Annotated in this window: 22 protein-coding genes and 2 pseudogenes; 13 read left to right on the forward strand and 11 right to left on the reverse strand. The window is 69.8% G+C overall.

Annotation, left to right across the window (positions count from 1 at the left end; all coding sequences use genetic code 11):
• Positions 1 to 39 precede the first annotated feature (39 nt).
• Positions 40 to 453, forward strand: coding sequence for a VOC family protein (locus AB0I49_RS21185; protein ID WP_363228559.1), 414 nt, complete (start codon positions 40 to 42; stop codon positions 451 to 453).
• A gap of 218 nt (positions 454 to 671) precedes the next feature.
• Positions 672 to 2,222, forward strand: coding sequence for a carboxylesterase family protein (locus AB0I49_RS21190; RefSeq protein ID WP_363228560.1), 1,551 nt, complete (start codon positions 672 to 674; stop codon positions 2,220 to 2,222).
• A gap of 107 nt (positions 2,223 to 2,329) precedes the next feature.
• Here the strand turns inward: AB0I49_RS21190 and AB0I49_RS21195 are convergent, their stop codons facing one another.
• Positions 2,330 to 4,405 carry a glycoside hydrolase family 36 protein gene (locus AB0I49_RS21195; protein ID WP_363228561.1) on the reverse strand — a complete coding sequence of 692 codons (2,076 nt, stop codon included), beginning with the start codon at positions 4,403 to 4,405 and terminating at the stop codon, positions 2,330 to 2,332.
• 429 nt (positions 4,406 to 4,834) lie between these two features.
• Here AB0I49_RS21195 and AB0I49_RS21200 point away from each other — a divergent pair, with 429 nt between their 5' ends.
• From AB0I49_RS21200 to AB0I49_RS21225, 6 genes are all read left to right on the forward strand, one after another.
• Entirely contained in the window at positions 4,835 to 5,623 is a 789-nt protein-coding gene (locus tag AB0I49_RS21200; RefSeq protein ID WP_363228562.1) for a GntR family transcriptional regulator, read from the forward strand.
• A 198-nt stretch (positions 5,624 to 5,821) separates the two neighbouring features.
• Complete coding sequence (locus AB0I49_RS21205; RefSeq protein WP_363228563.1) at positions 5,822 to 7,117, forward strand: D-tagatose-bisphosphate aldolase, class II, non-catalytic subunit; 1,296 nt, start codon at positions 5,822 to 5,824, stop codon at positions 7,115 to 7,117.
• Positions 7,114 to 8,271, forward strand: coding sequence for an SIS domain-containing protein (locus AB0I49_RS21210; protein ID WP_363228564.1), 1,158 nt, complete (start codon positions 7,114 to 7,116; stop codon positions 8,269 to 8,271). The genes AB0I49_RS21205 and AB0I49_RS21210 overlap by 4 nt, the downstream gene beginning before the upstream one ends.
• 49 nt (positions 8,272 to 8,320) lie before the next feature.
• Complete coding sequence (locus AB0I49_RS21215; protein ID WP_363228565.1) at positions 8,321 to 9,313, forward strand: BadF/BadG/BcrA/BcrD ATPase family protein; 993 nt, start codon at positions 8,321 to 8,323, stop codon at positions 9,311 to 9,313.
• Positions 9,310 to 10,269, forward strand: coding sequence for a DMT family transporter (locus AB0I49_RS21220; protein ID WP_363228566.1), 960 nt, complete (start codon positions 9,310 to 9,312; stop codon positions 10,267 to 10,269). The genes AB0I49_RS21215 and AB0I49_RS21220 overlap by 4 nt, the downstream gene beginning before the upstream one ends.
• Before the next feature lie 95 nt (positions 10,270 to 10,364).
• A complete protein-coding gene (locus AB0I49_RS21225) occupies positions 10,365 to 11,216 on the forward strand; it encodes a ketose-bisphosphate aldolase (protein WP_363228567.1) in 852 nt (283 codons plus the stop codon).
• A 92-nt stretch (positions 11,217 to 11,308) separates the two neighbouring features.
• Here AB0I49_RS21225 and AB0I49_RS21230 read toward each other — a convergent pair whose 3' ends face one another.
• The 4 genes from AB0I49_RS21230 to AB0I49_RS21245 all read right to left on the reverse strand — a co-directional run bounded on the left by AB0I49_RS21230 (position 11,309) and on the right by AB0I49_RS21245 (position 13,489).
• On the reverse strand, positions 11,309 to 11,683 hold the full coding sequence (locus AB0I49_RS21230) for an alpha/beta fold hydrolase (protein ID WP_363228623.1): 375 nt from the start codon (positions 11,681 to 11,683) through the stop codon (positions 11,309 to 11,311).
• Positions 11,602 to 12,174, reverse strand: coding sequence for a DUF3291 domain-containing protein (locus AB0I49_RS21235; protein ID WP_363228568.1), 573 nt, complete (start codon positions 12,172 to 12,174; stop codon positions 11,602 to 11,604). Before AB0I49_RS21235 ends, AB0I49_RS21230 begins: the two co-directional genes overlap by 82 nt.
• 160 nt (positions 12,175 to 12,334) lie before the next feature.
• On the reverse strand, positions 12,335 to 12,715 hold the full coding sequence (locus tag AB0I49_RS21240; protein WP_363228569.1) for a nuclear transport factor 2 family protein: 381 nt from the start codon (positions 12,713 to 12,715) through the stop codon (positions 12,335 to 12,337).
• A 228-nt stretch (positions 12,716 to 12,943) separates the two neighbouring features.
• Positions 12,944 to 13,489, reverse strand: coding sequence for a nitroreductase family deazaflavin-dependent oxidoreductase (locus tag AB0I49_RS21245; protein WP_363228570.1), 546 nt, complete (start codon positions 13,487 to 13,489; stop codon positions 12,944 to 12,946).
• Positions 13,490 to 13,577: 88 nt separating this feature from the next.
• On the opposite strand from AB0I49_RS21245, the gene AB0I49_RS21250 reads away from it, so the two are divergent.
• Positions 13,578 to 14,273, forward strand: coding sequence for a helix-turn-helix domain-containing protein (locus AB0I49_RS21250; RefSeq protein WP_363228571.1), 696 nt, complete (start codon positions 13,578 to 13,580; stop codon positions 14,271 to 14,273).
• A gap of 127 nt (positions 14,274 to 14,400) precedes the next feature.
• Here the strand turns inward: AB0I49_RS21250 and AB0I49_RS21255 are convergent, their stop codons facing one another.
• Entirely contained in the window at positions 14,401 to 14,769 is a 369-nt protein-coding gene (locus AB0I49_RS21255) for a hypothetical protein (RefSeq protein ID WP_363228572.1), read from the reverse strand.
• Between the two features lie 248 nt (positions 14,770 to 15,017).
• Positions 15,018 to 15,319, reverse strand: a pseudogene (locus AB0I49_RS21260) (hypothetical protein).
• Between the two features lie 805 nt (positions 15,320 to 16,124).
• Here AB0I49_RS21260 and AB0I49_RS21265 point away from each other — a divergent pair.
• From AB0I49_RS21265 to AB0I49_RS21280, 4 genes are all read left to right on the forward strand, one after another.
• Entirely contained in the window at positions 16,125 to 16,844 is a 720-nt protein-coding gene (locus AB0I49_RS21265) for a hypothetical protein (RefSeq protein ID WP_363228573.1), read from the forward strand.
• 119 nt (positions 16,845 to 16,963) lie between these two features.
• Entirely contained in the window at positions 16,964 to 17,599 is a 636-nt protein-coding gene (locus tag AB0I49_RS21270) for a TetR family transcriptional regulator (RefSeq protein ID WP_363228574.1), read from the forward strand.
• Positions 17,600 to 17,750: 151 nt separating this feature from the next.
• Entirely contained in the window at positions 17,751 to 18,233 is a 483-nt protein-coding gene (locus AB0I49_RS21275; RefSeq protein ID WP_363228575.1) for a nitroreductase family deazaflavin-dependent oxidoreductase, read from the forward strand.
• A 186-nt stretch (positions 18,234 to 18,419) separates the two neighbouring features.
• Entirely contained in the window at positions 18,420 to 19,283 is an 864-nt protein-coding gene (locus AB0I49_RS21280) for a hypothetical protein (protein WP_363228576.1), read from the forward strand.
• Between the two features lie 97 nt (positions 19,284 to 19,380).
• On the opposite strand, the pseudogene AB0I49_RS21285 reads toward AB0I49_RS21280, so the two are convergent.
• The 4 genes and pseudogenes from AB0I49_RS21285 to AB0I49_RS21300 all read right to left on the reverse strand — a co-directional run.
• Positions 19,381 to 19,672, reverse strand: a pseudogene (locus tag AB0I49_RS21285) (hypothetical protein); the annotation flags it as partial.
• Positions 19,673 to 19,690: 18 nt separating this feature from the next.
• Positions 19,691 to 20,701, reverse strand: coding sequence for an aldo/keto reductase (locus AB0I49_RS21290; protein ID WP_363228577.1), 1,011 nt, complete (start codon positions 20,699 to 20,701; stop codon positions 19,691 to 19,693).
• A gap of 107 nt (positions 20,702 to 20,808) precedes the next feature.
• The gene (locus AB0I49_RS21295; protein ID WP_363228578.1) at positions 20,809 to 22,050 is read right to left on the reverse strand and encodes an MFS transporter; all 1,242 of its coding nucleotides are present in this window, start codon (positions 22,048 to 22,050) and stop codon (positions 20,809 to 20,811) included.
• 219 nt (positions 22,051 to 22,269) lie between these two features.
• Complete coding sequence (locus AB0I49_RS21300) at positions 22,270 to 23,217, reverse strand: alcohol dehydrogenase catalytic domain-containing protein (RefSeq protein ID WP_363228579.1); 948 nt, start codon at positions 23,215 to 23,217, stop codon at positions 22,270 to 22,272.
• Positions 23,218 to 23,328 lie beyond the last annotated feature (111 nt).

The raw sequence follows: 23,328 nt of genomic DNA on the forward strand, positions 1-23,328 counted from the left end.
GATTCGGGTCGGAGCCGGAACTGGGCTAGAAAGGCGGGTATGGAATTGACCCAGATACGCCTGTTGGTGTCCGACTTCCCCCGCGTCTACCGCTTCTACCGCGACGTGCTCGGGCTGAAGCCGCAGTTCGAGGCGGAGAACGGCCCGTACGCCAAGTTCACCCCCGACGCCGGACAGGCCGGGATCGCGTTGCAGGACCGTACGCAGATGGCCGGTGTGCTGGAGCGGTTGGGGGCGGAGCCGGAGGGATACCGCGCGCTGGTGGTGCTGCGGGTGGAGGATCTGAACGCCGCCCACGCCGAGTTCACCTCGCGGGGTGCGGAATTCTCCGCAGCCCCGGCCCCCATGGGCGACCGGATGAGGGTCGCGTACCTGGCGGACCCGGAAGGGAACCTGATCGAGCTTCAGGAGTGGCTGGTACTCCGCGACCAGGCCGATAACGCGTCGGAGTAGCCGGTAGCGCTTCGGAGTAGCGGAACACGAGGAACGAGCAGAGGAATTCCGGGGCGGGACGACGCGGGCGCCGCGGTGGCGGAGCTGGCCATGAGGCGCAGCCCCGCCCCCACGGCGGCCCGCGTCGAGGCCGTGGCGAAGGCCGGCACCCTCCTGGGTGGCGAAGCGGTGCCGCACCCGGTACAAGCTGGGAGTCCGTTCGTAGCGGAGGGAGCGGCATGTCCGGACAGCCAAGGGCGCATACCGCGGAGGGAGTTGTCGCAGGGCGATGGCGGGGTGAGCACGCGGTGTTCCGGGGCATCCCCTATGCCCGGCCGCCGGTCGGGCAGCTGCGTTTCCAGGCTCCTGCCCCGGTCGAGGGGTGGGACGGGACGAGGCAGGCGACCGAGTTCGGCCCGGTGGTTCCGCAGGCGGGGCCGACGGCCGAGGACTCGGCCGGGAACGACTGGCTGACGCTCAACGTCAGCACCCCGGCCCTGGGGTCGGCCGGTCTGCCCGTGCTCGTGTGGATCCACGGTGGCGCCTACATCGCGGGCGCCTCCAGCGATCCCATGTACGATCCTGCGGCCCTGACCAGCGCGGGCCTGGTCGTGGTCAGCATCAACTACCGGGTGGCGGCCGAGGGTTTCGTCTTGGTCGGGGGAGCCCCGGCCAATCGAGGGTTTCTCGACCAGATAGCGGCTTTGGAATGGGTGCGGCGCAACATCGCCGCCTTCGGAGGGGACCCAGACCAGGTCACGGTGGCGGGGCAGTCCGCCGGGGCGGGGTCCATCGCGGCCATGCTGACGATGGAGCGGGCGCGCGGGCTGTTCCGCAGGGCCATCGCGCACTCGGTTCCGGGGTCGCTGTGCACCCGTGCGCTGGCCGAGGAGGTCGCCGCCGTCCTCGCGGACCGGATCGGTGCGGCACCCGACGCCGAGGCCCTGTCCGGCATCGACCCCTCGCGCCTGGCCGGCGAGCTCACCGCCCTCGGTGCCGACCTCTCGGGCCACCGCCAGAGGTGGGGCCGGCTCGCGCAGACCGGTGTCGCCGTGTGCCCGGTCCTCGACGGCACGGTGCTCACCGAACCGCCCTGGAGGGCGCTGGCCGACGGCCGTACCGGCGGAATCGAACTCCTCGTCGGCCACACCCGCGACGAGTTCCGACTGTTCAGCGTCATGATGGGCCGACTGGGCACCTTCACCGAGGCCGAGGCTCGTACGGCCCTGGACCTCTTCGCTCCGGCACCGGACGGCGCCGACGCCTACCGCGCCGCCTACCCGCAGGCCACCTGGGAAGAACTGCTGGAACTGGTGTATTCGGACGCGCTCTTCCGGATGCCCTCACTGCGGCTGGCCCAGACGAACCAGGCGGCCGGAGGCACGTCGTTCCTCTTCGAGCTGCGGCTGGCGGCGTCGGCGTCGGCGGCTGGCGGAGCCCTGGGCGCCTGCCACAGCCTCGACGTCCCCCTGGCGTTCGGCACGTTGGACAGCCCCGTCGGCCAGTACGCCTTCGGCGACCGCCCGGCGCCGGAGGTCTCAGCGGCATCCCGCGAACTGCGAGGGGGATGGGTCCGCTTCGCCATGACCGGCGACCCCGGATGGCCCGCCCACGAGCCCGAGCGAGCGCTGACCCGCGTCCTGGACGTCGAGTCGCAGACCGTGCCGTACCCGGAAGAGGCGTCCCGCCGGATCTGGGAGGGACACGATCCGGATCCTTTCGACGTCACGGGCCGGTGCGTCGAGCGGTCGCAGACGGTGGCGGGAAGGTCCAGGCGGTCGCCGAGCTGACGCGGGGCGAGGAGGTCGCCGCGCGGGCGGCCGAGGACCGGCTGCGGCGACCGGGTGCGGGCGGCGCTGATCGAGGCCCGCCCGGCCGCCCCGGCCGCCCCCGCTGATCAGCCGATGGGCTCGGCCACGATGAGCTGGAATCGTTTGAAGGACAGCTTCACGGTGTTGTGCCGAGCAGTGGCGGTTCCGAGGGACTTGCCGGTGAACGGGTCGGTCAGGCGGTACCGCGTGCGGCCCAGACCGCGCAGCTCGACCGTCCCGTCCCACTGGTCGGCGTAGAAGGCGTAGTGGAGGGTCCGCTTCTTGGCCACGACATGCGCCTCGGGCTTGTCGAAGCCGATGTCGTACAGCTCACCGCGGTACTCGCCGGTGGACAGCATGTTCTTCTCGTACAGGGACACCCACTTGCGCCAGAGGACCTCCTTCTCCGGGGTGAGGTCGGTCGCCTTGTCCGGGGCTCCGGTTCCGGGGAGGGTGAACTTGGTCGACAGGACGGCTCCGACCCCGTAGGAGGACGCGAAGTCATTCCCGCCGTCGCTCAGTTCGACGTGGTCGCCGGCGTAGCTGCTGCCCGCGCCCATCAGCGCCTTCATCGACTTGCCCTTGCTCCGGACCTGGTAGGAGGACTCCGGGTCCGAGCTGGGGTACTGGTCGACGTAGGGCAGGTTGTGGAAGGCGAAGGCGGTGCCGCAGGGGCAGAGCTCGACGAGGGCGTCGGGGTTCGCCCCGTGCGCGGCTTCGTGGATCGCCTTCCAGAACGTGGCCACGGCCTCGGTGGATTCCTCGGGGCGGGCGTGCCGGTGCTTCGGGTTGTAGCAGGGCGCGACGCTGTTGAGGTGCTGGCCGTCGATCTTGAGCCCCTCGTAACCCCATTCGCCGATGAACCTCTTCGCCTGCTCGACGAAGTAGTCCACCGTCGGCTGGTAGGCCGGACAGACGGTGTAGGAGTCCCACCAGGTGACGTACTGCTTTTTGCCGTCGCGGTCCAGCAGCAGCATGTCGGACCGGTCGCGGAACAGTTTGCTGTCGGGGTGCGCCGCCAGCGGGGCCCACCACAGGCGCGGCCGCAGACCGGCGTCCCGTATCTCCTTGGTGAAGGCCCGCATGTCCGCTTCGCCGCGCGGGAACTTCGCCGTGTCGATGCCCCAGTCGCCCACGTTGGTCTGCCAGCCGTCGTCGAGCGCGGCCCAGCGCAGACCGACGTCGTGCGCCTTCGGCAGCGTTCCGGTGACCTGCTCGGTGGCGAAGCCGCGCTCGTAGCCCCAGGCGCACCAGATGGGTTCGAAGGCCGAGGCGGGGACCTTGGGAGCGCGCTGGCCGATGTCGCTCATGTAGTCGCGGTACCGCTGGAGCGGCACGAAGTGGTCGCCCGGGAGGGCGGTCAGGAACGTGGTGGCGGTGCTGAGCCGACGGCCCGGCTTCAGGGTGCGGGCGGTGTCGTCCTGGATGGCGATGCTCGCTCCGGCGTCCGTCCTGCGGACCGGCATGCGCAGGATCGTCGCCACGGGCTCGACATGTCCGACGGAGAGGCCCGCGCCCCGGCGCCAGACGGTCGCCAGCGGGGTGCCGCCGCCGTAGTCGGAGGAGTCCATCCCCAACGAGTTCTCCTGGACGTAGCCGTCCTTCACCGGCATCACCCAGTCGCGGCGGTCCGTGTACGTGGTGCCGGAGAAGGTGTAGAAGCCGCCGGGAGTCTCCAGGAGTTCGTGGGCTCCGTTGCGCCACCCGGTCACCTTCAGCGCGGTGGAGGACCTGTTGGTGTAGGTCACCTTCATCACGATCATGCCGGTGAGGCGCTTGAAGGAGGTCAGCTCGACCGTCTTCTGCACGCCTTCCTTGGACGTGCCCTCGATCGTCACCCGGACGCCCGCGCCGTGGCGGGGGTGCCGGGTGTGGTGGGTCCGGTGCCCGCGGTAGGCGAACGCCTCGATGGCCTTGCCGTCCACCAGCAGGGCTTCGCCGGCGTCGAAGCGGGTGAGGTCGACGCCCTTGAGCGCCACCCGGCTGCGCAGTCGGTCGTCGAATTCCAGGGTGATGGAGGTGTCGCCGACTCCGACGAGGTCAGGACCCGAGTTCGGCGCGGCGGTCGCGGGTGAGGCGCCCATGGCCACGGCGGGGAAGGCGGCCAGGCCGGCACCTCCCAGCGCCACCTTCAGTACGCTTCGCCGGTTCATGTCCGTCATGTCGAACTCTCTTTCGGTCGTGCGTGCCCGACTGGGGCAGCCGCCTTTTGTCCGTCGTTGTGGATCGTCGAAGTCGAGCCGCACGCTCGCGACGGAGCGACCGTCCGTAAGGCTGGTCGACGCCTGGTCTTACTACCGGTTTTCTCAGTGGGTCGGCTGGGGTCGGGGGACGGCGTATCGTCCGAACGGGCGCCCCCGTGCGAGGTCGCCTCCGGCGGTAGCGCGCGGGCATCCTCGGTGAGCTGCGACAACGCCGCCTCGATCACCGGCGGTGCCCGGGGCGCGGCGAAACGGAAGGTCGCTCACCGGCGACTTCTTCATCATCGGGTGGCCTGCTTCGAGAACGTAAGCGGTATTCGAGTGGACTGTCAACGAGTGGGCCTCCTGGACGAGGGTTCACACCGTCGATCGAATCGGTACGCTTCTGGTATGACAGATGCGCGAACGTCGATGCCCAGAGGTCTGTTCGGTGACGACGCCCTCCCGTTGTACGAGCGCACAGCCAAGCAGTTGCTCGACGACCTGCGCGCCGCTGCCGCCCGCCCCGGTGACCGGCTGCCCTCCGAGCGGGCTCTGGTCGAGCGGTACGCCGTGTCGCGCGTGACGCTGCGAGCGGCACTCGCGCAATTGGAGTCGCGGGGCATCGTGCGGCCGTCGTCGTCGCGCGGGTGGTTCGTCGCCGAGCTCGATGTGCTCCCCGAGGCGACGGTGGCGTCCGCCTCGGCGGCCCCGCAGGTCCAGGGGTTCGCCGACTATGCGCAGGTCAACGGCTTGACGACGGCCGGCAAGGTGCTCTCCGCCACCGTTCGTCCGGCCACGGTGTCCGAGGCCGAGCAGCTCCGGATCGCTCCGGGCGCCGACCTCTTCGACCTCCACCGGCTGCGCTTCCTCGACGGTCTGCTCGTCGTGCTCGAGCACAACCGGCTTCCGTTGGCGGCCTGCCCCGCCCTGGCCGAGACCGACTTCAACACGGCCTCGCTCTACGCCACCCTGCGCGCCGCCGACCCGCCGCAGCTGCCCCGCGTCGCCGACTATTCGGTCGAGGCCCGCCACCCGACGCCACGGGAGATCGAGCTGTTCGAGATCGGGGAGACCATGCCGATGCTCGTCGCGACCCAGCTGACGTCGAACCAGGAATCACGCCCGATCGAACTGACCGTCCAGGTCTACCGGGGGGACCGCTACCGGTTCCGGGCCTCCATCACCAACGAGATTTAAACGATCACCTGCCGGACCTAGGCGATCGCCCACCGGACTTGGGCGGTCGCCGCGGTCTGCCGGCGCGACGGCGCAATACCAGATGAATACCAGAATAAGACTATTGACGACCCTGAACCAGACCAGTACTGTCCGGAATGAGCCGCAGGCCATGACGGCACATTGGCTTGAAGACGCATGTTGAGTAAGGGGTTGGCAATGCAGAGCCCATTGAGCGAGGTGGTCCGGCTCCAGAAGGCCGGACGACCGCAGGGCATCACCTCGGTGTGTTCGGCTCATCCGCTGGTCATCGAGGCAGCCGTGGTGCAAGCACGGGAGACCGGCGGTCATGTACTGGTGGAGGCGACCTCGAACCAGGTCGACCAGTACGGCGGATACACCGGCATGCGGCCCGCGGACTTCCGCGACCTCGTGTACGGCATCGCCGCCGATAACGGTCTGCCACTGGACCGCGTGATCCTCGGCGGCGACCACCTCGGACCGAACCGGTGGCAGTCCCTGACGCCCGACGAGGCGATGGAGCGGGCCGACGCCCTGGTCGCCGCCTACGTGGCGGCGGACTTCACCAAGATCCACCTGGACTGCAGCTTCGCCTGCGCCGGTGACCCCGTACCGCTGACCGACGCCCTGGTCGCCGAACGCGCCGCGCGGCTGATCCGGACGGCCGAGGAGACGGCGGGCCCCGAGCGGGCCGAGCGGATCCGGTACGTGATCGGTACCGAGGTGCCCACGCCCGGCGGCGCGCACGAGACGCTCGACGCGCTCGCACCCACCACGCCCGAGGCGGCGCGCACCACACTGGAGCAGCACCGCAAGGCGTTCGCCCAGCACGGCATCGACGAGGTCTGGCCGCGCGTCATGGCCCTCGTGGTCCAGCCGGCCGTCGAGTTCGACCATGTGCAGGTCGTCGACTACCGGCGTGAGCTGACCGAGGAACTGCGCACGGTCCTCGACGACGAACCCACCATGGTCTACGAGGCCCACTCGACCGACTACCAGACCGCCGAGGCGCTCACCGCGCTGGTCGAGGACCACTGGGCGGTCCTCAAGGTGGGCCCCGGGCTGACCTTCGCCCTGCGCGAGGCGCTGTTCGCCCTCGCCGCGATCGAGGACGAACTGGTCCCGGCCGCCGAGCGGTCACGCCTTCCCGAGGTCGTCGAGGAGCGGATGCTCGCCGAGCCCGCCAAGTGGGAGGGCTACTACCCGGGCAGCGCGGCCGAGCAGCGCCTCGCCCGCCGCTACAGCTACAGCGACCGGATGCGGTACTACTGGCCCGACCCTGAGATCGAGAAGGCCCAGGCCCGGCTGATGGACAACCTCTCGGCCGTGGACATCCCCCTGCCGCTGCTCAGCGCCCACCTCCCGCTCCAGTACGCCCGCGTCCGCCACGGCGAGCTCGCCGCCCGGCCGCGCGACCTGGCCGTGGACCACGTCCGCGACGTTCTGCGCGACTACGACCGCGCCTCCCACCCCCACCTGATGGAGCACGTGTGACCACGCCCTCCGGCGCCCTGTCCCTGGACGACGGCGCCGCCCACACCGTCCGCGAGATCGCCCAGCAGCCCGCCCTGTGGCGGGAGGTCGACCGGATGGTCGCGGCCTCCCGGGAGTCGCTGGACGCCTTCGTGCGTCCGCTCGTCGCCCGCGGCGACCTGCGCGTCGTACTCACCGGCGCCGGCACCTCCGCGTTCGCCGGCCAGGTGCTCCAGCCCGCCCTGGCCCGGCGCCTGGGACGCCGCGTCGACGCGGTCCCCACCACGGACCTCGTCGCCGACCCCCGCGGCGCTCTCGCCGAGGACGTTCCCACGCTGCTGGTCTCCTTCGCGCGCTCGGGCGACAGCCCGGAGTCCGTGGCCGCCACCGCCCTCGCCGACCAGGTCCTCACCGAGGTGCACCACCTCGTGATCACCTGCAACGAGCAGGGCCGCCTGGCCCGCGAGCACGCGGAGCTGCCGAAGTCCCACGTGCTGCTGATGCCGGCCGCGTCCAACGACCGCGGTTTCGCCATGACGTCGAGCTTCACGTGCATGACGCTCGCGGCACTGCTCGCTCTCGGCGGCAGCGCCTACGACAAGGTCGCCGAACGCCTGGCCCAGGCGGTCGAGTCGATCTGCGAGAGCGACGCCGTGGACCGCACCGTCGGCGCCCTCGTGGCCCGCGCGCCCGAGCGCATCGTCTTCCTGGGCAGCGGCCCCCTGAAGGGCCTCGCCGAGGAGTCGGCGCTGAAGGTGCTCGAACTCACCGGCGGGAGGCTCATGGCCGTCTCGGAGACCTCGCTGGGATTCCGGCACGGTCCCAAGGCGGTGCTCAACGACCGTTCGGCCGTCGTGGTGTACATGTCGAACGACCCCTACACCCGCAAGTACGACCAGGACATCTCCGCGGAGCTGCGCGGAAATCTTCCCGCCGGCAGCGTCGTCACGGTCTCCGCGGGCCCCGATGCCGGAGCGGACGGCGACGACGCCTGGCCGCTGCCGGGCCTCGACGGCGTCGAGGACGTCGCCCTGGCGCTGTCCGCTGTGGTGTACGCCCAGCTCATAGCCCTGCGCTCCGCCCAGGCCCGGGGCCTGCGGGCCGACAACCCGTTCCCCTCGGGTGAGGTCAACCGCGTCGTGCAGGGCGTGACCCTGCACTCCTTGCACAACTGATCAAAGGCATCAACGGCGCGGATCCAGGGCGCCGGACGGAGGTACAACGATGTTCCTAGGTGTCGACGGCGGCGGTACGAAAACCGCATTCTGCCTGGTCGACCGGGGCGGACAAGTCGTGGCGCGAGCGCAGGCGGCAAGTTCGTACTACTTCTCCCACGGCATCGAGCTCGTCGAGCGGGTGCTGGGGGAAGGGGTCGACGCTGTCTGTGCGGCGGCCGAGCTGACCCCCGCCGACATCGAGTACGCCTTTTTCGGCTTGCCCGGTTACGGGGAGGCGGCACGCGATCTGCCCGTCCTGAACGCCACCCCGCGGGCCGTGCTCGGACACGACCGCTACGCCTGCGACAACGACATGGTCTGCGGCTGGGCCGGCTCACTGGGCGCGGTCGACGGCATCAACGTCATCAGCGGCACCGGCTCCATGACCTACGGCGAGCGGCTGGGCCGGGGCGTGCGCGTCGGCGGCTGGAGCGAGATGTTCGGCGACGAGGGATCTGCGCACTGGATCGCGGTCCGCGGCCTCAACGCCTTCTCGCGGATGGGCGACGGACGGCTCCCCGAGGGCCCTCTGGCCGAGGTGTTCCGGCGCCACCTGGATCTCGCGTCCGACCTCGACGTGATCGACGTCGTGCACAACCAGTGGCAGGGCGACCGCGGCCGGATCGCCGCGCTCAGCCGCTCGGTGGCCGAGGCTGCCGCTCTGGGCGACGAGGCCGCCTCGGCGATCCTCGCCGAGGCCGGCCGGGAACTCGCCCTGCTCGTCGACGTCACCCGCGAGCGGCTGGGGTTCGGCCCGGACGAGACCGTACCGGTCTCCTACTCGGGCGGCACCTTCGGCGCGGACGCGGTGCTGGAGGCGTTCGCCACCGGACTGAAGAGTCGTTTCACCCACTACGAACTGCGACACCCTCTGTACGAGCCCGTCGTAGGCGCCGCCCTGTACGCGGCGAAACTCGCCGAAACCCCGCTCGACCAGCCCGCGCTCGACGCGCTGCGCATGGCCTCCGGGATCTCTGCCCCAGGAGGAGAAGACCGATGAACGCAGGCAAGAAGAGCTGGATCCTGTACGCGTCGCTGCTGGTCCTGTTCTGGGGTGTGTGGGGAGCCTTCTCCAGTGAGCCGAACAGCAGGTACGACTACCCCAACGAGATGATCTACATCATCTGGGCCTTCACGATGCTCATTCCCGCGTACTTCGCGATGCGCGGCAACACATTCGACCGCCGGCCGATCGCCGCCGTGTACGGGCTGATCGCGGGACTGACCGGCGCCGGCGGCCAACTCCTGCTGTTCCACGCGCTCGCCAACGGCCCGGCGTACCTGATCTTCCCCCTGGTGTCGCTCTCCCCGGTGGTCACCGTCCTCATGGCGATGGCGCTGCTGAAGGAGCGGATCAACCGGCTGGCCCTGGTGGGTGTCGTCGCGGCGCTGGCGGCGATCGTGCTGCTCTCCATTCCCAGCGGCAAGGACGACTCGAACTCGCACGGCCCGTGGCTGCTGATGGCCATCCTGATCTGTATCGCCTGGGGCGTGCAGGCGTTCTGCATGCGCAAGGCCGCGGTGGTCGGGGTCAACGACGGGACGACCTTCGGCTGGATGACCATCAGCGGACTGCTGCTGGTTCCGGTGGCGTTCGTGATGATGGGCGATTTCCCGTCCCACGCTCCGTGGCAGGCGCCGGCGCTCACCGCGGTGACCCAGGTCCTCAACGCGGTCGGCGCGTTGTTCCTGGTCATGGCGTTCAGCCGGGGCAAGGCCACGGTCGTCGCCCCCATCACCAACGCGCTGGCCCCGGTGCTGACCATCGTGCTGTCCCTGGCGGTCTACCAGACGCTCCCGAGCGTGTGGGGCGCCCTCGGTATCGTGCTGGCCCTCGCGGGCTCGACTCTGATGGTCTACAGCGATGAGAAGAGCGGCGAGCACGCCGAGAACTCTGTGGCCCCGGGCGCGGCGGACGACGTCGCGGACGAGAGTCCGGCCCCGCTGAAGTCCTGATCGCCCGCGTATCCGTACCGTCCGAACCACGCAGCGGTACGGGCCGACACCGGCCCGTACCCACCGAACCGACAAGAAAGCGAGGGGACACCCCTATGCCCCTGGTTCCCACGCGCGAACTCGTCTCGAAGGCCGCCGCCGCGGGCCGGGCCGTCGCGGCGTTCAACGTGATCACGCTGGAGCACGCCGAGGCGATCACCGCCGGCGCGGCCGCCGCGGGCGTCCCGGGGGTGATCCTGCAGATCAGCGAGAACGCCGTACGGTTCCACGGCGGCCGGGTCGAGCCGATCGCGCGGGCCGCGGCCGAGGTCGGCAAGGTCTGTGACGTCGACGTCGCACTGCACATGGACCACGTGACGGACATGCGGCTGCTGCGCACGGCGGCCGACGCGGGGTTCTCCTCCGCGATGTTCGACGCCGGGGCGCAGCCGTACGCCGAGAACCTCGCCGCCACCCGCGCCGCGGCCGAGTGGGCCCACGGCGCGGGCCTGTGGCTGGAGGCCGAACTCGGCTATGTGGGCGGCAAGCCCGACGCTCCCGCGAGCGCCCACGCGGCCGGGGTGCGCACCGATCCGCGGGAGGCGGCGCGCTATGTCGCGGACACCGGGGTGGACGCCCTGGCCGTCGCCGTCGGCAGCAGCCACGCGATGACCGAACGCTCCGCGACCCTGGACCACGCGCTCATCGAACGCCTCCGGGAGGCCGTGCCCGTACCTCTGGTGCTGCACGGTTCGTCGGGCGTCGGCGACGACGACCTGCGACAAGCCGTCCAGGCGGGCATCGTGAAGATCAACATCGGTACCGCTCTCAACGTCGCGTTCACCGGCGCGGTCCGCGAGACGCTGGCGGAGCGCCCCGACCTGACCGACCCCCGCCCCTACGTCGCCCAGGGCCGGGACAAGATGGCGGAGACGGTCCGGGTCCTGCTCGGTGTGCTGAGCGGCTGAGCGGCTGAGCGGGGCCGAGGCCGACGAGCTGATCCGACGATGCCGATGCGCTGCCCTGCCCTGTCCTCCATGGTGCGAGGATCCGGCCGGTCTCAGTCCGCGGCCGGTGCGGCGGCGATGGCGTCGGCGAGGGCGGCGGGCTGTGACAGGAACGGGGAGTGGGAGCAGTCGAGTTCGGTCACGGCGGCCGGCGTGGCCGAGACCGCGTCGATCTCCTTGATGATGCGGCGCTGGAGCGCCGCAGGGACGACGTTGTCCCGGCCGCAGACCACGTACGAGTGGGGGATGCCGCCGTAGCGCTGTGCGGTGACGGTCAGTTCCGCGCCGGGGAACCACGGCAGGAACCAAGGCATCGGTGTAGCCGCGTACTGAATCCCGGTCAGTTCTATGCAGGCGATTCGGATATAGGCGAGTCGTTCCTCGATCGGACGTCTTTGAGCTTGGTCGGTTTTCCGGCTGGATCGAATGAGCGGTGGAAGGTGAAGGCGTACGGTGCCGCGCTGTGGCCGTCGAGGTACTCCAGCCTGGAAACCCCGTCCTGCCAGGTGGGTATCGAGCCGTCGGCGACCCACCAGAACACGTAACCCGGGTGTTCCGTCCTCTCGAACCAGTCATAACGCCTGTTGAGCGCCGCGCGGTGCGGACCGGTGTAGACGGCGTCGAAGGCGGATCGCAGGTCGGTCCAGAGCGAGAGGGTCGCTATCAGGGCGGTGGTTTCCTCGGTGCGGCCTTTTTCGTACCAGGCCGGAGCGGTGAAGGCTCCCCATTCGCCCCAGTCCCACTCGAACAATGTGCCCTGGCTGCTGTCCGCTGCCTCAGCCTGAGCGATATATCCGGGATGCCCTCCGATCTCCCGGTAAATGGCTTCGCCGCTTTCATGGAACTCCCGAGGGAGAGGTGCGGGATCGTTGAGTGGCGACTTCAGGACGCCGAATGTGTACAGAGCGAGATGAGGCATGTGTCTCTCTTTGGCGGAGGGGTCTGGTAGGGAATTCCTGACGGTCTCGCAGGCTGGAAGCGCACTCGACTCGGTGTCGAGGACGGCGTGGGCCTTGGCCCTGGCGAAGCCGGGAGGGAAGGGCGATTCCTCCCGGTCAGGCGACGGTGCGGCAGGATCGCTAGGAAACAGGTGCAGTGAGAACCGAGTCGTCGCCGGTGCCCCAAATTCCGCGGATTTGACGCTTGGTGATTTTCCAGCCCTCGTCCGTCCGGCGAAGAGTGTCGTCGTAGTTGCCGCCGAGGATGTACTGCCCGCTGCCGGCCGCCTCTTCGCGCACGTGCTGAGCGATGAAGGTGGAATGCGTGGTGGCGGTGGCGGTGTCGGCTGTGAAAGTGATGTGGACGTTGCCCACGAGGTGTTGGGTGGCGTCAAAAGGCTCAAGGAATCCCTTCGCCCCTGCGGTAATCGCCTCGCGGCCGGCGACGCTTGCATTCATGTACTCGCCGACGGCTTCCGGGGCGTAGCAGGTCGCAAGCAGATCCCAGTCGCGGTTATCCATGGCGCGCGACGGTATAGATCAGTTCGGTGATGGCGGCCCTGTCGAGGAGGTATCGGATGGAACCGGATTCTGCGGTGACAGTCATCATGCTTTTCCCTGGGGAGGTGTGTATGCGCTTGAGGTCGCGATCTCGGGCCGGCCGCCGGATTTCTGGTGAGCTGATGGGCGATACCAGCCTGGCGATATCAGGGAAGGCGGCTTCCTGATATGTGCCAGGAACTGCGTGGTTCAGTGGTGGGGGAGGGGCGGGGCGGCGACATGTCCGTCGGCGCGTTCCAGTACGACGACGGGGATCTGCCTGTCGGCGGCGGCTTCGAACTCGGCGAACTTCGGAACGAGAGCTATCTCTTTCGCCCAGAGCCGTTCGCGTTCCGCGCCCTCGGCGAGCCGGGCCACGACCGGCACGGTCTCCGTGCCCACCTCGACTGTGGCCTGCGGGTTGGCCATGAGGTTGTGGTACCAGACGGGGTGGCGGGGGCTGCCGCCGTGGGTCCCGAAGATGGCCCAGCTGTCGCCGACCGGCTGGTAGAACAGCGGGCTGATCCGCTCGCGGCCGGTCCTGGCCCCGGTGTGATGCACCAGGATGAGCGGCATGCCCTGCTCGTCGAACCCGGGGAACCGGGGCGGAACGGGGCGGCCCGCGGCGAACTCCTCCTCGCTGCTCCAGGGCACGTACCCGGCGTTGGCTCGGAATTCGGCGATGATCTGTTCGTTCCAGCCGCCGGCGGCTGGGGTCTTGGTCTCGTGGGCGGTGGTGGTCGACGGGTCGGGCACGGCATCACCTTCGTTATCCGGAGCACTTGCTCCACAACGTAGCACGGTGCGGAACATGCGCTCCGCATAAGGGGGATATGCTCGTCCCATGGCAGGGGACGAGACAGAAGGCACCACCCGGCGCCGCGCGCCGCGCGTGGACGCGATCCGCAACCGGGAAGCGATCATCGAGGCCGCCGCCGGCGTACTCGCCGAGCAGGGCACCGCGGTGGACGTCCGTGAGATCGCCCGCCGCAGCGACGTGGGCATGGGCACCCTCTACCGGCACTTCCCGAAGAAGGAAGACCTCGTCCGTACCGTCCTGCACAGGGACTTCTCGAAGTGGGCGGAGTCCGCGCGCCGGGCGGCGATCGACGCCGAGGACCCCTGGGCGGCGCTGGCCGACTTCTACCAGCAGGCGCTCACCGGTTACGCACACCACCGCGCGACCATGGAGAACTTCGCACTGACCTGGTCGGAACCCAATGTGGAAGGCATCCAGCAGCTCCGCCTCGTCATCGAGGAACTGTGCGCCCGCGCCCACGCCGCGAACCTGCTGCGGCCCGGCGTGACCGCCGACGACCTGCTGCTCCTACTGGTCTCACTGGGCCGCGCCGTCCAGCTCACCGACCAGTGCCGCCCGCACATGTGGAACAGGCTGCTGCACCTCTCCCTCGACGGCCTGCGCGCCGACCACCGCGAACCGCTCCCCACCGGCCCCGCGCCCGATATCCACCGCCCGTACGCGGACCGGCAATCCCCATCCGGACCAGGAAAGTCCGCACCCTCCGCGGCCCGTTCGTGACCGTCGGAGAGGAGAGCCGGCCCTCGGACTCGTGCTTTATCCCCCGTGAACGTTCATCGGCGCTGATGCTGGTGCTGTTCTCGGGCTGAGGATAAAGCGCGAGCCCAGGTGGTACGGCGTCTGTCACCTATCGGTCACTGCACCGCTTCGCCTTGGCGCGGTAGGCGGTCGCCTTCTTGTCATAGGCCCGCGCCTTCTTCTTATAGGCGACGGCCTTCTTCTTATGACCCAGCAACATCTCGTGCCGCGCCTTGGCCGTGTAGGTGTCGGACTTCTGCGCGTACACGTTCGCCTGGTGTATGAGCTTGGCCGGGTTGCAGCGGGTCTTGCCGGCGGCCGTCGCCACCGGCGCCGATGCGGTCGCGGTGACGGCGGTGCGCGGCGCGGCGCTCGCCGAGGACGTGCCGAGGGCGACCGGCCCTGTCACGGCCACCACCCCGATGGCTACGGACGCGATGACGCGGCTGAAGCTACGCATATGGTCGAGATCCTCCATCCGATGTGTGTACAGGGCCGGGAGTCCTGCCCCTGCCCCTGTCTTCGCCGGCGGCGTGCTCGATGCCGTCGGCTGCCTCGGATGGTAGGTTCCGTCGCTTCCCGGGCGATGCGCGCGATGGCCCAAGCCGTATGAGTTGCCGGGCTCTTGACGACCGGTCCGGACCTGTGCGGTCTGGATCTCCACGGTCCTGGTGCATACGGCCCGGGGCCCGAACCGGTGGACCCCGGGACGGCTCCGGTCGGCGGTCAGGGCTGCACGCTGATCTCGCCGATGCCGGTGCCGATGGCGCCGCAGTGCGCGGTGGACTGGCTGGACTGCCCGGCTGGAGCGTGACGTGCTCGCCGTCCACGTCCGGTGCCCAGCCGCACACGAGGTGCACCCAGAAGGTCTGCGGCGCGGCGCCGTTGTTCTGGCACAGCGCGTACCCCGTGTAGTCGTCATTGGCATGCTTGCCGGTCTGGCAGGAAAGGCCGGGCGGGGTGGCCGCCGCGGGCGTCGCCGGGGCGACGAGCGCGGTCAGCCCGGCGAGAGCGGCCCCGGCCAGCACGGTCCTGGAAGCGCGGGTGACGTACTTGTTCACGGTCTTCTCCTCTTGAAGTCCGAAGGCGTTGGCGTGGGGAGGCATCCGGACGCGGACGTGTGCGGTCGGATGCGGCCTGATGCGGCCGGGCGCGGGCGGGTGCACGGCCCGGTTGGCGCCGCGGCCCGGTCGGTGCCGCGGCTCGGTTGGCGTCGGTCCTGACGCGCCGGGCCGCGCCGCCCTGACGGTTGCGTACATCCGGGTGCGTCTGCGCGCATCCGGATGCATCATCCGGTGTACGGATCCGCAGTGCCGCCGGATCCCCCGTTCACGTACACCTTCCGCCCGGCCGAGCCGTCGCGGTACCTCACAGAAGTCAGGGTGGGACGGGAGGCCCGGCAGCCACGGCCGTACGCGCACGGCCTGTCCATCTGACGGTGGAACTGTGGTGGCGCCGACGCGCGGCCCGTTCTCACCATGGATCATGGACCATGCGCCGCGCTCTCTCCTCTCCATCCTTCCCTTCCTCCTCCCCACTGCCGCCGACGCCACTGACACGCAGTCAGCGCCCGGCTTCCCGCTCGTCACCGGGCCTGCCGGGGAGCTAGGTGGGCCCGCCAGGAGGCTCGACGGACTCGTCCGGAAGCCCGGCGGAACCGCCGTGGGGCCCGCCGCGACCGCATGGCACGACGGCGGCGTTGAGCACGCCGCGTACCAGGGGTGAGCGGTGTCCGACACCGCACCCGCATTGGACGCGGCGCCAGCCTCTGCCGACGCTCCCGCGCGGGCGCGGGAGCGTGACGCGCGCGGAGGGCCCGGCCATACGGTGCTCATGGCCGCGGTCGTCGCCCTGCCCGCCGTAAAACTCGCCTACACCGTCGGCGGCGGGGAAGCGGCGACCGAGGTGCTGACCGGACTGGAACCGGGCAACTGGCCCGACGTGCTCATCGGCATGCTCCTGTCCAGCGCGCCGCTCACCGCCGTGCTCGCCGTCGTCCTCTCCCGCATGGTCTTCGCCTACTTCGCCGCGAAGGGGGCCGTACCGCACGCCCGGTCGTTCGCCGCCACCTTGCGCGTGGTGGCCCTCGCCGCGGTCAATCCGCTGGCGGTCGGCATCGTCGTGGCCGTCCTGTTCGGCCCGTGGTGGGGGACGGCCACCGGGCTGACGGCCTGTCTGCTGCGCCAGGGGATCGTCGCCGAGTACCGGATGGGCCGCCGCGGCCCCGGCGGACGCCGACGCCGCGCCGCCGGGGCGCCGCGCACATGGGGCCACCGGCTCGCCGGCGCCGAGCAAGGGGCGGCCCTGATCCTGGCGGTCCTCGTGCTGCCCGTCGCGGCCTTCGCGTCCGCCCTGGACGGCAGGGCCTGGGCGCCCCTCGTCGACTGCGCCGTCGACACCGGCCACGGCGGTACTTCGGACCGGCTGATCGAACTCGGCCGGAAGGGCAGCGGCGTCGTCGGCTGGTCCCTCGCCCACCACGAGGTCGTCAACGGCACTGCCTGTGCCGTCGCCGAGACCCGTGTCGTACACCCGCCGTGGTGGGAGCGCTGAGCGTACGAGCAGGTCCCGGCAACGTACGGCCACGTTCCGGCCCCGTCCGTAGCCGGCTTCGCACAGGTTTAAGCGTTACTCGGCTGAGCAACTAATTACTCATGCGAGTAACAAAGGAAATGAGCGAGGCGGCCGAGCCGCCCACCGGCGCGTCCGAGCGGTCGCTCGCCGCGAGTGCGCGGCGAGCACAGATCGTGGAGGCGGCCATCGAGACGCTGGCCGAATACGGTTACGGGCAGACGACGTTCGCGCGGATCAAGCAGCGGGCGGGGATCTCCAGCACCCGGTTGATCTCCTACCACTTCGACACCAAGGGGCAGTTGATGGACGCCGTCCTGGAAGAGGTCGGGTTACGTGCGCACCGGTCGATCTCGCAACGCGTCGCGGGTGAGACCTCGGCGCTCGGGGCGCTCACCGCCCGGATCGAGGCCCAGTTGGAGTGGGTGGCCCGCAATCCGTCCTCGGTACGGGCGATGTCCGAGATCTGCCTGAACGAGCGGGACGCCGAGGGGGCGTTGCGCTACGGCATGGAGGTCACGGCGCGGGCGAACGTCGACGCGCTTGAGCCGATCCTGCGCGCGGGGCAGGAGAGCGGGGAGTTCCGCCAGTTCGACACGGGGCTGATGGCCCTCACCCTGAAGTCCGCGATCGACGCGGCGATCGTCCGCATGGCGCGCCCGCCGCGCCTGTCCCTGGCCCAGTGCGTCCGCGAACTGACTGCCCTGGCCCGGCTCGCCACCAGGCAGGAGCCGTGACCGCCCGCGCCGAGCGCCCAGGCAGCCGCCGACTGCTGTTCCAACTGGTATGGGACGTGGGCGCGCCACGGCTACAACTACGGCTACAACTACGGCTAAAACTATGGCGACATCATCAGGACCTCGCCTGCGCGCCCGAAGGACACCCACCATGGAGATCACCCAGCGACCCGCCCCGCCCACCGGCCTGCGCCGCCTGCTGTTCCGGGCGCCCATCCGCCTCTACCGACTGCGCCTGGGCTGGCTCTTCGGCGGTCGGCTGCTCCTGCTGAACCACACCGGACGCGTCTCCGGCAAGCGTCGCCAAGTCGTCATCGAAGTCGTCGAACACGACCGGACCGACAACAGCTACGTGGTGTGCTCCGGCTTCGGCCCCACCGCCGCCTGGTACCAGAACCTCCTCGCCACGCCCCGGGCCAGTATCCAAGTCGGCCTGCGCACCATCCCCGTCACCGCGCATCCGCTCGGCACGGACGAAGGCGGCGACTTCATGGCTCGCTACGCACCGCGCCACCCGAAGGCCGCGCGCAAACTCGTGCGCTTCATGGGCTTTTCCGTCGACGGCACACCAGAGGACTACCGTGCGGTCGGCCGCCAACTGCCCTTCGTACGCCTCACTCCACGCCGGCCGTGAAGCTGCCGCCTGTCCGCAGGCAGCCCCGTACCGACACAGCAAGACCTGTCCGTTCCTGATCGAAGAGGCGCGCCCGGCCCCTTACCGCTCGATTTCAGATGTGAACGCAACTGATCGGCTTTGTAAGGAGTTTCTGCGTGGCCGCTGAGGTGCCATAGGCTGCCGGACAGCGAACGGGGGGACGGTATGAGCGGCAGTGGCACAGAAAAGACCGGCTCGGGAGCTGGCTCGGGAAATGACGGTCCGGGGAGGTGCGACCCGGCAAAAGGCGACACGGTCGACAATCAGATCTCCGGCGGACGTGCGCATAACGTCGTGCAGAGCGGAACCATCTCCAGTCTGACCTTTACTGAGGCGCCGCCGCGTCGCGTTTTCCCGCCGGTGATCATCTCTGTGGCGTTCCTCGCCGTCATGGGCGTTGTCGTCGGTGTCTTGATCGCGGTTCTCAACCACCGGATGCCCTTGGCGGAGCATCAAGCGCTCAAAAACAGTCCCGGCGTCGCGCCGCGACCGAGTCCGGCCGACGTGAGGACTTCCCCATCGCCCTCCGCTCCTTCCGCGGGGTCTCCTGCGGCGCCCGGGGAAGCGGCCGCCCCCGGAAGGGAAGCCGCGCTACCGAACGGCCAGGACGAGGAGGCGAGTTCCAGGGAAGCGACGGCGCGGAAGTCTCAGCCGTCGCCTGCCGAACCGTCCGCGAAGCCGAACCCGTCATCGGCCACCACGTGGAAAATCGTGGCGCAGGAGGAGGCGAGGCTTGGACAGGAGATCGTCAACGGCGCGGCATGCGGCCCCTCTTCGCTGTGCGCATACCGCCAGGCGGGGCATCAAGGACGGTATGACTTTCCCGCTCCGGACAGCGGGCCGCCAGGGAAGACCTGCTACAGCTTCCCGAGCGGCGACCCCGGATTCGTCTCCGTCTTCAATGGCCGTGGGTATTCGTACTGGGCTTACGAGAAGCCGAAGTGCGGAGGGGAAAGGCGGCTCATCAGTCCCACAACCAGAAATTATCAGGATCTCGACATCGCCTTCCGGTCGTACGTTAAGGCTTAGCTGCCTGCGAGGGCGTCAAGGAAGCCAAGTGCTGGGTGCCATATGACACCCGGCGTGGCGTCGAGGGCGAGGAAAGCGAAGGGACTAATTTCATTACGACGCACTGCTGCCAGAACTCGTACGTGTCCGGCACGTTGGCGGGGGAAGCCGATGAAGTACGCGTTGTGCTGAACGTGGTCCCCGGCCATCGCCCGTACGGTCTTCCGCGTCCGTACGGCGGTGTCGGCGACCGCCCCCTCGGACAGCCCCGACAGATGCTTCAGCAGATCCGCCGAGAGCTTGAACCCCACGGACATCGGCGCCGCGTCGAACTGCCGCGCCACGACGTCCCCTTGCCCGGCCGGACCGTTCGAACACCCGCTTCGCGAGGTGCTTGGTGCTGCGCCCAGACGGTCCGCGGACTGTGGTCAGGCGCCGTCGGGCAGCGGAGCGGCCGGGCTGACCAGGCCGGTGGTGCGCAGCTCGTGCCAGAACGCGGCCGGGACGGTCTCGTTGAGGGCGGCGGTGTCCTCGGCGATGCGGCTGGGCCGGGTCGCGCCGGGAACGGCGGCGGCCGCGACCGGGTGGGCCAGGGAGAACTGGAGGGCGGCGGCCTTGATGGAGACGCCGTGCCTCTCGGTCAGGGCCTTGAGGCGGGAGACCTTCTCGACGATCTCCGGCGGGGCCTGCTGGTACTCGAAGTGGGCGCCGCCGGCGAGGACGCCGGAGCTGTAGGGGCCGCCGACGACCATGTCGACGTTCTGCTCCTGGGCCATGGGCAGCAGCCGTTGCAGGGCGTGCTCGTGGTCGAGGAGGGTGTAGCGGCCGGCGAGGAGGAACCCGTCCGGCCGCGGCTCGTCGAGGGCGAGGGTCAGCTCGATGGGCTCGGTGCGGTTCACGCCGAGGCCCCAGCCCTTGATGACGCCCTCGTCGCGCAGCCGCGACAGCACACGGAAGGCGCCGGTACGGGCCTCCTCGAACTTCTGCAGCCACAGGTCGCCGTGAAAATCCTGGGCGATGTCGTGGACCCAGACGATGTCGAGCCGGTCGGTGCCGAGCCGCTTGAGGCTGTCCTCGATGGAACGTTCGGCGGCCTCGGCGGTCCACGAGTGGAGGATCTTGTTGGGGTTGCCGTGCTCGAACAGGCCGCCCTTCTCGCCGAGGTCGCGGGCCCCCTCCTCCAGCTCGTCGAGGACGACCCGGCCGACCTTGGTCGACAGGACGTAGCTGTCGCGGGGCTTGGTGGACAGGACCTCGCCCAGGCGGGACTCCGCGAGGCCGGCGCCGTAGAACGGGGCGGTGTCGTAGTAGCGGATGCCCTGGTCCCAGGCGGCCTCGACGGTGGCGGTGACCTCCTCGTCGGGGATCGCGCGGAACATGTTGCCGAGCGGGGCGGTACCGAAGCCGAGGCGGCCGGGGAGGATTTCCTTGAGGGACATGACGGTGCCCTTTCGGTCGGTGGAGCCGGGGTGCGATGACATCCCCGGCGCGCACAATAATTGCAGACGCCTGGTAATGCAAACGATTGCCACGCGGGAGCGATCGATCAGGGCTCGGCAGGGACGGCGGTACGCCCCTTGGCCTGGTCGGGTGCGGGGGCCCCGGTCGGCGGCGGCGCTGTGAAGGCGACGTGTTCGGCGGTGCGGGCGCGCCGGTGGAGGCGGGCGGCGACCAGGGCGAGCAGCAGGGCTGTGCCGGAGAGGGCGGCGCCGACCCAGTTGGGGGAGGTGTAGCCGAGGCCCGCGGCGATCACGACGCCGCCGAGCCAGGCCGCGAGGGCGTTGCCGAGGTTGAAGGCGCCGATGTTGGCGGCTGAGGCCAGGGTCGGAGCGGCCGAGGCATGGTCGAGCACCCACTTCTGCAGCGGCGGCACGGTCGCGAAGCCGAGGGCGCCGATCAGGGAGAGGGTGACCGCGGCCAGTACCTTGCTGTGGGCGGTCACGGTGAACAGCAGCAGCGTGGCGGTGAGGGCCGCGAGGGTGGTGAGGAGCATCGGTATGAGCCTGCGGTCGGCGAACGTGCCGCCGAGGAGGTTGCCCAGGAACATGCCGATGCCGAAGAGGACGAGCAGCCAGGTCACCGTGGCCTCGGTGTAGCCGGCCACCTCGGTCATCATCGGGGTGATGTAGGTGATCGCGGCGAAGACGCCGCCGTAGCCGAGGACGGTCATGGCCATGGCCAGCCACACCTGCGCATTGCGGAAAGCGGCGAACTCGGTGCGTACGGACACCGAATCGGGCCGTCCCGTATCGGGCACCAGCTTGGCGACGCCGAGGAAGCCGATGACGCCGAGCGCCGCGACGAGGATGAACGTGACGCGCCAGCCGGCGGCGTGGCCGATGTACGTACCGCCGGGGACGCCGACGATGTTGGCCACGGTCAGGCCCATGAACATCAGGGAGATGGCCGAGGCTTTCTTCCGCGGAGCGACGAGGCCGGCCGCGACCACGGAACCGATGCCGAAGAACGCGCCGTGCGCCAGGGAGGCCACGATCCGGCCGATGAGCATGACGCCGAAGTTCGGCGCGAGGGCGGACAGCGCGTTGCCGATGACGAACAGCGTCATCAGGAACATCAGCATCTTCTTGCGGGACACCTTGGTGCCGAGGGCGGTCAGGAGCGGCGCGCCGAACACGACGCCCAGGGCGTAGCCGGAGACCAGCCGGCCGGCAGTCGGGATGGTCACGCCGAAGTCGCCCGCGACCTGGGGCAGCACACCCATGATCACGAATTCGGTGGTGCCGATCCCGAAGGCTCCGATGGCGAGGGCCAGGAGCGCGAGAGGCATGGGAGCTACCTTCCAGGTGCTTGCATCGGGTGCTTACAGCGCTGGACGATAATTGCACACGCCGGTTAAATCAAGCGCGCATTGTTTATGTATGCATATACCGCTGTGTGCAACGACTGAGGGTGGCCTGTGGCCTGTGGCCTGCACTGGAATGGCGCGCTCGCCCGTCCGGCGAGGCGAGGCGAGCGAGGCGATTGCGATGGCTGAACGGTCAGGGCTTCAGGGCTCGATGACCACCTTGATCGCGCCGGCCTTGCGGTCGGCCGCGACGCGGAAGGCTTCGCGCGCGTCCTCGATCGGGTACCGATGGGTGATGAGTGCGTGTGCGATGTCCGGCTGCTCGGCCAGCATGGCCGCGACCTCCCCGACTTCGCGGACCCCGTCGTGCCGGCCGTAGGCGATGCTGTTGATGTACGTCAGCTCCTTGACCTGGCTCACGGCGCTGCCGGGCACCGGCATCGTGTCCATGTACACGCCCAGTGAGACGATCCGGCCGCCGCGCCGTGCGGCGTCGGCGGACCGGGCCAGGCTCGAATCGCCGCCCGCCGCGTCGATCACCACGTCGTACGCGCCGTTCGGCCGGCCGGCTCCCAGCTTCTCGGCGGCCGCCAGCTGATGGGGATGGCGTGCGTCCACATCGACGTCGATCCCTCGATACCGGGCCGCGGCGGCGGCCAGCAGCCCGATCGTGGCCCCGCCGACCACGAGCAGACGTTCCCCCGGCCGTACGCGCGCCCGGCGCAGCGCGTGCCAGGCGACCGCGCCGGGCTCGATCAGGCAGGCGTCCCGTGCGGCCAGCCGCGGCGGCAGCTCCAGCAGCGTGTACTCCGGCACCACGACTGTTTCGGCCATGCCCCCGTCGATGAAGACGCCGAGATTCCCGTGGCCGGGTTCCACGCATCGCTGCGGATGTCCGGCCCGGCATTCCTCGCACGTTCCGCCGTAGAGGGTCGGCTCGACGAAATAGGCCCTGCCGGTGTCGTCGACCCCGGCGAACTCGTGGCCGTAGACGAATCCGGTGATGCCGGCGCCGACGAACTGCACATCGGTGCCGCAGATCCCGGCGGCGGCCACCGAGATCCGTACCCCCGCTCCGTCCGGCGCCCCCTCCGGTTCGCCGACCTCCACGGTACGGATTCCGGCGTCGGTGTTCACGACCGCGCGCATGCTCGGTTCTCCCTGGTGCTCTGTGGGCGTCGCTCCGCGGGCGTGGTCGCCCGGCAGGCGTGACGCCGTCCCGGTTCTCGGGTGCCAGCGTCCGCGTCAAGGGGGTGAGCG

This window comes from Streptomyces sp. NPDC050617, from assembly GCF_040654795.1.
GTDB lineage: Bacteria > Actinomycetota > Actinomycetes > Streptomycetales > Streptomycetaceae > Streptomyces.

Coding starts and splice junctions, on each gene's coding strand:
- AB0I49_RS21240 (WP_363228569.1), bottom strand. CDS start 12,715: ATGGATAACCGCGACTGGGATCTGCTTGCGACCTGCTACGCCCCGGAA.
- AB0I49_RS21280 (WP_363228576.1), top strand. CDS start 18,420: ATGAGCGGCAGTGGCACAGAAAAGACCGGCTCGGGAGCTGGCTCGGGA.
- AB0I49_RS21300 (WP_363228579.1), bottom strand. CDS start 23,217: ATGCGCGCGGTCGTGAACACCGACGCCGGAATCCGTACCGTGGAGGTC.
- AB0I49_RS21220 (WP_363228566.1), top strand. CDS start 9,310: ATGAACGCAGGCAAGAAGAGCTGGATCCTGTACGCGTCGCTGCTGGTC.
- AB0I49_RS21195 (WP_363228561.1), bottom strand. CDS start 4,405: ATGACGGACATGAACCGGCGAAGCGTACTGAAGGTGGCGCTGGGAGGT.
- AB0I49_RS21250 (WP_363228571.1), top strand. CDS start 13,578: ATGGCAGGGGACGAGACAGAAGGCACCACCCGGCGCCGCGCGCCGCGC.
- AB0I49_RS21185 (WP_363228559.1), top strand. CDS start 40: ATGGAATTGACCCAGATACGCCTGTTGGTGTCCGACTTCCCCCGCGTC.
- AB0I49_RS21265 (WP_363228573.1), top strand. CDS start 16,125: ATGGCCGCGGTCGTCGCCCTGCCCGCCGTAAAACTCGCCTACACCGTC.
- AB0I49_RS21215 (WP_363228565.1), top strand. CDS start 8,321: ATGTTCCTAGGTGTCGACGGCGGCGGTACGAAAACCGCATTCTGCCTG.
- AB0I49_RS21295 (WP_363228578.1), bottom strand. CDS start 22,050: ATGCCTCTCGCGCTCCTGGCCCTCGCCATCGGAGCCTTCGGGATCGGC.
- AB0I49_RS21290 (WP_363228577.1), bottom strand. CDS start 20,701: ATGTCCCTCAAGGAAATCCTCCCCGGCCGCCTCGGCTTCGGTACCGCC.
- AB0I49_RS21270 (WP_363228574.1), top strand. CDS start 16,964: ATGAGCGAGGCGGCCGAGCCGCCCACCGGCGCGTCCGAGCGGTCGCTC.
- AB0I49_RS21205 (WP_363228563.1), top strand. CDS start 5,822: ATGCAGAGCCCATTGAGCGAGGTGGTCCGGCTCCAGAAGGCCGGACGA.
- AB0I49_RS21255 (WP_363228572.1), bottom strand. CDS start 14,769: ATGGAGGATCTCGACCATATGCGTAGCTTCAGCCGCGTCATCGCGTCC.
- AB0I49_RS21275 (WP_363228575.1), top strand. CDS start 17,751: ATGGAGATCACCCAGCGACCCGCCCCGCCCACCGGCCTGCGCCGCCTG.
- AB0I49_RS21200 (WP_363228562.1), top strand. CDS start 4,835: ATGACAGATGCGCGAACGTCGATGCCCAGAGGTCTGTTCGGTGACGAC.
- AB0I49_RS21225 (WP_363228567.1), top strand. CDS start 10,365: ATGCCCCTGGTTCCCACGCGCGAACTCGTCTCGAAGGCCGCCGCCGCG.
- AB0I49_RS21190 (WP_363228560.1), top strand. CDS start 672: ATGTCCGGACAGCCAAGGGCGCATACCGCGGAGGGAGTTGTCGCAGGG.
- AB0I49_RS21235 (WP_363228568.1), bottom strand. CDS start 12,174: ATGCCTCATCTCGCTCTGTACACATTCGGCGTCCTGAAGTCGCCACTC.